This is a genomic window from Streptomyces sp. NPDC036984, from assembly GCF_055607665.1.
On record NZ_JBVJRL010000035.1, the window covers coordinates 24,859 to 33,882 of the forward strand.

The 9,024-nt window shown below is 74.7% G+C and carries 2 protein-coding genes; both read right to left on the reverse strand.

Annotation, left to right across the window (positions count from 1 at the left end; genetic code table 11):
- Positions 1–14: 14 nt before the first annotated feature.
- Entirely contained in the window at positions 15–599 is a 585-nt protein-coding gene (locus ACZ7DL_RS36980; protein WP_470781166.1) for a hypothetical protein, read from the reverse strand.
- Between the two features lie 83 nt (positions 600–682).
- Positions 683–9,004 carry an SDR family NAD(P)-dependent oxidoreductase gene (locus tag ACZ7DL_RS36985; protein ID WP_470781167.1) on the reverse strand — a complete coding sequence of 2,774 codons (8,322 nt, stop codon included), beginning with the start codon at positions 9,002–9,004 and terminating at the stop codon, positions 683–685.
- Positions 9,005–9,024 lie beyond the last annotated feature (20 nt).

A 9,024-nucleotide genomic window follows, 5' to 3' on the forward strand; every position in this document is an offset into this window, starting at 1 on the left:
CCGGGATCGGTGCGTCACTTGACGACGGTGAACACGGCTTCGGCGTGCTCACGGATGTAACCGGAGACCCGGTCCAGCGAGGCGGGTTCGATCGCGCGGTACCGCGCGTCCAGGCCGCGCATGGTCTCCTCGTCGAGCAGGGCGAGCAGACGGCCCGTCCGCTCCCAGTCCCAACCCTGCGCCGCCTTCCCCTGCTCCCCCTCCTGCTGTTCCAGCAGCGCGGTGGCACGGGCGAGTTCGCTCTGCCAGTCGCGGACCAACGCGAGCAGGTCGTCGTCGCCGAGCCGTTCCAGACTCTGGTTCAGCAGCGCGAAGAAATCCGCGTCCACGACTCGATGCGGCATCTCCTGGCAGAAGCCGGTGATCGCGTTCGAGCCATGGTAGTGCAGCACCCAGAAGCCGAACAGGGCGGCCCGGACGTCGTCGAGACCACGCACCACCTCGTGCCTCTCGGTCAGCGGAGACATCCCGATCTGGCGGATGATCAGGGTCATGGAGTGGGCGAGCAGCCGTCCGGTGGGCAGGGCGGCCAGGTCGGCCTCGGTGATCACGGGCAACGGAACGTTGCCGACGGTGGGGGAGCCGTTGGGCGTCGTCATGGGGTCCTTCAACTCGATTCTGTGCGGGGACGGTTCGGGACGCCGGCTGCCGGCGTCCACGCCAGGGGCGTCGTGGGGGTCGCTCATCTGCCGGGCACCGCCTCCAGCAGGCGGTCCGCGATCTGGCTGAGCGTGCCTGCCTCGCCGAAGAGGGCCGGGGACACGGTGATCCCGTGGTCCTGCCCGAGCCGGTCCGCGAGCTGCGTGAACGCGACCTGGTCGAAGCCCCATTCGCCGAGGTCGGTGTCGCCGTCCACGGCGCCCGGCTCGACTCCGAGGATGGCCGAGGCGAGCTCGCGGAGGATGTGGCTGACCTGGTCCCGCCGCGGGCCCGCGGGACGGCTCCCGGGCCGGACGGACGCGGCCAGCCGCCCGAGCAGCGGCACGGCTCCGCCGGCCGGCTGCACGGCGACGGTGTCGCCCATCGGCCACTCGAAGGTGGTCTTCAGCAGCGTCACATGGTCCAACGGCCCGGCGAGCAGGCGTTCCAGGGCGTCCATGGCCTCGGTCGCGCGGATCGGGCTCTGCCCCATCCGCTCCATGACCGCGCGGGTGCTGTCGTTGTCGCCCAGGCCGACGGCTCCCCAGTAGCCCCAGTCGATCACCTTGACGGGGGCCTTGGCGCGTGCGGCGAGCCACTGTGCGGCGGCGTCCTCGAAGACGCTGGCCGCGCTGTACCCGCCGTCGCCGGCCAGCCGTGCCGTGGTGGCGAAGGACGAGAAGTACAGCAGGAAGTCCAGCTCGTCCGCGCCGAAGACCTGCCCGATCCGCACGCTGACCGCGACCTTGGCGGCCAGCGTGGCCCGCATCCGCTCCTCGGTCATCCGCGCCAGGGTCAGATCCCGGCTCACGCCGGCGGCGTGCACCACGCCGTCCAGCCTGCCGTGCCGGCGCAGGACTTCGGCCCGGACCTCGCGCAGCTCCGCGAGCTCGCAGGCGTCGGCGCGGAGGTACTCCGGCCGGGGCCCGAGGGCGCCGAGCCGGTCCAGCCTGGCCCGGATGCCGGCGTCCGGCTCACGCCGGCCGACCCAGACCACCCGGGCGCCGTAGCCGCGCAGCAGGTACTCGGTCCACACCTCGCCGATGCCGCCGGCACCGCCGACGACGACGTAGACCCCGCCGTCGCGGTACGCCCGCGGCCGCTCGGGCAGCCCGGTGACCGGCAGCAGCACCGGCCGGAACCAGCCGTCGCCGCGGTGGGCGACGCTTGCGCCGTTCGGGTCGGCGGGCAGCGCGAGCAGCTGCCGGGCCGGCGGCCGGGAGTCCGCGGCGACGTCCACCAGCCGGATACGCCAGGCGGGTTGCTCCTTCGCCAGCACACCGAGGAGACCGTGGACGCCCGCGTGGGTGGGGCTGACCGGATCCCCGGCACCCACGCCGAGGGCGCCTGTCGTCACCGCCGTCCAGGTGAGCGCCCGGCCGCCGTGGCCGGTGTCGAGCAGCGCCCGGATCAGGCGCAGCCCGGTCAGTACGCCGGCGTCCTGGGCGGTGATGACGTCGTCGTCGAGCGGCGTGTCCGCGGGCACCTCGGGCAGGTACCAGTAGAGGCGGTCGACGGGGCCGTGGGTGCGCAGCAGCGTCGCCAGGTCGTCGGCGGTGTCGGCCGGGCCCGCGTCGAGGGCGATCAGGTCACCGTGCAGCGCCCGCAACTCCTCGCGCCGGCGCGGCGATCCGCCGATCACGACGGCCCGGCCGTCGGTCTCCGGCCGGCCGGCCGGTGCCGGCATCGGCTCCCAGACGGTCCGCAGCAGGACCGGTCGTCCCCGGTCCGCGGTGGGCGCGTCCTGCACCTGGTTCCGGTTCTGGCCCTGAGAGGTGCTCCGGTCCTGAGAGGTGCTCTGGTCCTGGTCCTGAGAGGCGTTCCGCTCCTGAGAGGCGCGGGGCGCGGTCGGCTCCTGCGGCTCGGGGGAGCGCGCCGCGAGGGGCGCCTGCGGCGCGGGCGCGGCCACGGACCCTGCCTCGACCGCTGGTTCGGCCGGGGTGACCCAGTGACGGTCCCGGGCGAACGGGTAGGCCGGCAGGCTCAGCCGGCGGCGGCGCGCGCCCTCCTGCGCGGACGTCCAGTCCACCGGGAGGCCCTTGGTCCACAGGTCCAGCACGACGTCGTAGCGCCGCTGCCGCAGCCACTGCGTGACGCGTTCGCGGTGCCCCTCCTGCGCGGTGATCCGGCTGATCTCCGCCCGGTGCGGCCGGGTCCGCGCGCTGTGCACGCGGGGACCGTCGGCGCCGCCGTCGAGCCAGCCGCGCAGCAGGGCGGTCAGCTCGGCGAGGTCGTCCGCCTCGAACGCGAGCCGGTGTTCCATCGCGTCCCGGCCGGTCTGGAGCGTGTGGGCGAGGTCGGCCAGCTCCACGTCCGGGGTGCGGTCGAGGTGGGCGAGCAGGTCGCGGGCCCGGGCCGTGAGTTGCTCGGCGGTCCGTGCCGACAGGACGACCGCATGGGTCGTTCCGGACGGCTCGGGGGTGTCGGAGGCGGGTCCGCTCGGGACGTACTCCTCGATCACCACATGGGCGTTGACGCCCCCGATGCCGAACGAGCTGACCCCGGCCAGGCGCGGGAGCGGGCGGCCCTGGTCGTCCCGTGGCGCCGGCCACTCCTCGTTCTCCCGGATCAGCCGGAACGGGCTGCCGTCCAGCCGGATGTACGGGTTGACCTCCTCGGCGTGCAGACCGCGGACGAGCGTACGGTGCCGCAGCTGGAGCAGGACCTTGATGACCCCGGCGACGCCGGCCGCGAACTCCAGGTGGCCGATGTTGCTCTTCACCGAGGCCACACCGATGTGCGGCCGCTCGGCGGGCGGCGCGCCGACCCGGTCGTAGAGCCTGCCGAAGGCCGCCTTGAGCGCGTTGATCTCGATCGGGTCACCGAGGGCGGTGCCGGTGCCGTGCGCCTCGACGTAGCCGACCGACCGGGGGTCGACCCCGGCCCGTTCGTAGGCGGTGACCAGCAACTCCGCCTGGGCGTTGGGATTGGGCGCGGTGAGCGCCTGGGCGCGGCCGCCGTGGTTCTCGGCGGTGGCCCGGACCACTCCGTGGATGTGGTCGCCGTCCCGCTCGGCGTCGCGCAGCCGCTTGAGCAGCAGCATGCCGACACCCTCGCCGCGCACGTACCCGTTGGCGGAGGCTGCGAAGGTCTTGCAGCGGCCGTCCGGACTGAGCATGCCCTCCTTGGCGAAGCCGACGTGCATGCCGGGATCAGTGAGGGTGTTGATGCCGCCGGCGACCGCCATCGAGCAGTGGCCGAGGGAGAGCGCGGTGACGGCGTGATGGAGCGCGACGAGCGCGCTGGAGCAGGTGGTCTCCACCGGCTCGCTGGGCCCGTGGACGTCCAGGAAGTAGCTCATCCGGTTGGGCCCCATCGAGGCGGCGAGGCCCGCCGAGGAGTACCCCTCGGCCGCCCGGCCGGCCTGCGCGATCAGCTGCCCGTAGGTGCTGACCGTGCCGACGAAGAGGCCGAGATCCGAGCCGGCCAGCGCGCGGGCCGAGTAGCCGGCCTCCTCCAGCACCTGCCAGACGTGCGTCATGAGCAGCCGCTGCTGCGGGTCCATCAGCTCCGCCTCGCGCGGGGAGACGCCGAAGAACAGCGGGTCGAAGGCCGCGATTCCGTCGATGGTGCCCGCCCAGCGCGCTCCGGCGGCGGTCGGGTCGGCGTCGAGCTGCTCCCGCCAGTCCCAGCGCTCCAGCGGGATCTCGGTGATGCAGTCACGGCCCCGCACCAGGTTGTCCCAGAATTCGTCCGTGCTGCGGGCCATCGGGAACTCGCAGCTCATCCCGATGATCGCCACCGGCTCCGGTCCGTCCGGCGCGGCGGGGCCGGGCGCCGGCTCGGGGCGGCGGACCCGTTGCTTCGGAAGCAGGGCGGCCGGCCGGGCCGCCTCCGGTCCGGGGGCCGGGGCCGCAGGCTCCGCAGGGGCGTCGGCCGGGGCCACAGGCACCGGAGCGGCGTCGGCCGGGGCCGGGTAGGCGGCTGCCAGGGCCGGCGCGTGGTGGTCGACCAGATGATCCGTCAGCCGGTCGAGCGTCGGGTACTCGAAGAAGACCGGCGGGGTCAGGTCGAGCCCGAGCGCGCTGTTCACCCGGGCGGCGAAGGTGGTGAAGATGATCGAGTCGAAGCCGTAGTCGTTGAGCGGGACGTCGCTCTCGATCTCGTCCACGTCGACCTTGAGCAGCTCGGACACCTTGTGGGTGAGGTCCGTGAGCGTGCGCGCCCGCAGTTCGGCCGCGGTTCGCTCGGCAGCTGCCGGGGTGGCCGCCGGAGCCTCGGCCACCGGAGCCGGTGTGGCGGCGGCCGGAGCCGCGGTGGCCGCCGCGGGCGCTTCGGCGCCCGCGACCGGGGCGGAGGTCCGCGCCCGCTCGCTGCGCGGCTCCGCGTCCTTGGCCACCACCAGCACCTGCGGCTCGCCCGAGGCCAGCGCCCGGTACAGCGCGCTCATCCCGGCCTCGGTGGGCAGTGGCCGCAGTCCCATCCGCCGGTGGAGCGCCTCCAGGACCTGGTCGTCGAGCTGCATGCCGCCCTCGGCCCACAGCGGCCAGTCCACCGTCACCGTACGGCCCTGCCGCAGTCCTTCGGCGACCAGCTGTGTGCGGTGGGCGGCGAACCGGTCGAGGAACCCGTTGGCCGCCGCGTAGTCCGCCTGACCGATGTTTCCGGCGACGGCGGCCAGCGAGGAGAACAGCACGAAGTGGTCGAGCGGCAGGCCGCTGGTGGCCGCGTCCAGGTTGACCGCGCCGGACACCTTGGCGGCGAACACCTCGGCGAGCTGCTCGGCGGTCTTGGCCCGGACCAGGGCGTCCCGGTGGACGCCCGCGGCGTGGATGACGCCGTCGAGCCGGCCGTGCACGGCGAGCACCTCGTCCACCAGGCGGTGTACGGCGGCCGCGTCGCCGACGTCGGCGGAGCGGTACTCCACCGTGACCCCGGCCTCGCGCAGCGAGCGCAGGACGTCGTCGGCGGCCGCGGGGGCGGACCGGCCGACCAGGACGATCCGTGCTCCGGGCGCCCGGGCTCCGATCTCGGCGGCGAGCAGCGCGCCGAGCCCGCCCGCTCCCCCGGTGATCAGGTAGACCCCGTCCGTCCACGGGGCGGGGGTCTGGCTGCGGTCGGGTACCGGCTGCCAGTCCATGACCTCCCGGCGGCCGGCGTGGTAGCGCAGCTGCTCGTCGGAGGTGCGGGCGTCCGCGGCGAGCCGCTCCGCCAGGCCGGCGGTGTCCGGGGCGGTCTCGATCACCTGGACGCGCACCGCTGGGTGTTCGAGCCGTACCGTGCGCAGCAGGCCGCCGAGCCCGCCGAGCAGGCCCGGCTCTCCGCTCGGTACCACCAGCTGGAGCAGGCTGCGCCCGGAGGGCCGCTCATCGAGCAGCTTCTGTACGTGCGTCAGCATGCGCTCGCCCGCGGCGCGGAACCGCTCGTCGAGCGTCCCCCCGTCGCCGACGAGGGCCACCACCCGGCCACCGAGCCCGGCGGTGGCCGCCGGGTCCAGCGCGCTGAACACCAGCGTGGTCTCCGGTTCGGCGGCGCCCGGCGCCGCCGCGGCGGCCGTCCAGACCGGGGCGAGCACCTGTACGTCCACCGGGGCCGCCGCGGGTTGCGCGACGGCTCGCAGGCTCAGCCCGCGCAGCCGGACCCGGACCGTGCCGTCGGGATCGCACACGTCGATGTCGAAGGTGCGGAACCGGGTTCCGCCGTCGCGGCGGCGCACGGCCGCCCAGGCGTGCTCGGACAGCGGGCCGAGGATCTCGACCTCCTCCACCGCGAACGGCAGGGCGGCGCCGCCGCGACCGCCGTCGTCGGCGATGCCGATGCAGGCCTGAAGGGCGGCGTCGAGCAGGCCGGGGTGGGCCGTGTACGGCGCGGCGGAGCCGCCCTCGGCCAGGTCGAGCCGGGCGAGCGCGACGCCGTCACCGATCCACAGGGTGGACACGCCACGCATGGCCGGGCCGTAGACGATGCCGAGGGCGTCGTACGCCGCGTAGCAGTCCGCACCGGGCAGGCCGGCCGGATCGCAGGCGGCGCGCAGGGCGTCGAGGTCGAGCCGGGGGGCGTCCTCGCCGCCGTGCTCGCGCACCCGGGCGACGCCCTGGCCGTAGACGATGTCCGGATCCTCGGGGTCGCACAGGGTGACGTCGAGGCGCTGGTCCTCACGGGGTGTCAGCTCGATGCGGATCCGGAGCCGTCCGGCGCCCGCCTGGGCCGGCCGCAGCCACACCACCTGGGTGAGGTGGACGGCGTGTCCGGTGTGGTCGACCCGGCCCACGACCGACTCCAGCGCGGCGGCCTGGGCCAGCTCCACGGTGGCCACCGCGGGAAGCGTCGGCTCGCCCTGGATCCGGTGGCCGGCGAGGAAGAACTCGTCGCCGGTGAACTCCGCCTCGAACCGCTGCGCCCAGAGCGTGGACACATTGCGCCCGCGCAGCAGCCGGCCGTCCGGGCCGGCGGTGGCCAACTCCGGGGCGGACGGCGTGAACCAGCAGCGCACCCGGTCGAACGGGTAGGTCGGGGCGTCCGTGCGGCGCACCGGTGCCGTGCGGTGCAGCAGCCGCCAGTCGACGCCCGCACCGGCGACCCAGACCTGCGCCAGCCGGTCGAGCTTGCCCTTGCGGCCCCAGGTCGCGATCAGCTCGCGGGCGTCGTCGTCCGCGTCCAGGATGCCGAGTTCACTCGTCCCGGCCTTGACGTCGGCGGTGTGCACGCCGGGCGTCGCCGACCCCGCCAGGAAGCCCTCCAGCCGCTCGGCCAGTCGCGCGGTCGAGTCGGCGACGACCGCCAGCCTGCTCGCCATGGCGGCGCGGCCGGTCTGGAGCGTGTACGCCAGATCGCCGAGGTCGGTCTCCGGCCGTTCCCGTACCCGGGCGAGCAGGTCGCGCGCGTAGGCGGTCAGCCGCTCGCGGTTGCGCGCCGACAGCACGACCAGCGCGGGCTGCCCTTCGGCCGGCCGCTCGCCGGCAGGCCGTCCGGTCCGCGGCACGTACTCCTCGACGACCAGGTGCGCGTTGGTGCCGCTGATGCCGAAGGAGCTGACGGCCGCCCGGCGCGGCCGGCCCTCGGCGGCGCGCCACGGCTCGTTGCCGGTGACGACGCGGAACGGCGAACGCGCGAAGTCGAAGTGCTCGTTGGGCCGCTCGAAGTGCAGCGAGGGCACCAGCTCGCCGTGCCGCATGCCCAGCAGGACCTTGGTCAGGCTCGCCACACCGGCCGCGGCCGAGGCGTGCCCGATGTTGGACTTGACCGAACCGATCGCGCAGAACCCGGCGTCGTCGGTCCACTCGCGGAAGACGGTGGTCAGCGCCTCCAGTTCGATGGGGTCGCCGAGCTTGGTGCCGGTGCCGTGCGCCTCCACGTAGTCGATCGTGCGGGGGTCGATGCCGGCCCGGCGGTAGACCGCTCGCTCCAGGTCGATCTGGCTGCGCACGCTGGGCGCGGTGATGCCGTTGGTCGCGCCGTCCTGGTTGATGCCGGAGGCGACGATCAGGCCGTGGATGCGGTCGCCGTCCCGCTCGGCGTCGGAGAGCCGCTTGAGCACGAGCGCGCCGACGCCCTCGCCCGGGACGAAGCCGTCGGCGCCGTTGTCGAACGCCCGGCTGCGGCCGGACCGGGAGAGCATCCCGGCCGAGCACATGCCGGCGTAGGTCTCCTCGATCAGGTACAGGCTGACCCCGCCGACCAGTGCCATGTCGATCTCGCCGGCGGCCAGCGCCTGGCCGGCCAGATGGGCGGCGACCAGGGACGACGAGCAGGCGGTGTCGACCGGGACGGCCGGCCCCTTGAGGTTCAGCAGGTAGGCCAGCCGGGCCGCCGCGACGGCCGCGCTGTTGCCGAGGATGCCCACGGTCGGCACCCGGTGGCGTTGGAGCAGCAGGCTGTACTCGTTGCCCATGAGGCCGAGGTAGACGCCGCACCGGGTGCCGCTGAGCGCTTCGGGGCTGTAGCCGGCGTCCTCGAAGGCCCGGTAGCCCTCCTGGAGGAAGAGGCGGTGCTGCGGATCCATGCCCTCGGCCTCGGCCGGGGAGATCCCGAAGAAGAGCGGGTCGAAGGACTCGATGTCGTCGAGCGCGCCGAGCGCCTTGGTGTAGGTACCGCCGGAGCCGGGTGCCGGATCGTAGTTCCGGTCGGCGTCCCAGCGCGAGGCCGGTACGTCGCCGACGCTGTCCCGGCCTTCGCGCAGGTTGGCCCAGTAGCCGTCCAGGTCGCCCGCGCCGGGGTAACGCCCGGCCATGCCGACGACGGCGATCGGCTCCGCCTCGCCGCGCCGGGCGGGCCGGTCCACGGCACCGTCCGCCGGGGCGGGCGGTGCGCTCACCGGGGCGGCGCCGGCCACGGTACCGGCGTCCGGGGACAGCGCGCTGCGCGCCGCCTCGACGCTCAACTCGCCCGAGCGGAGGGCGGACAGGATGTCCCGATGGGTCGTCATATGGTGCTCCGGCGTTGCGG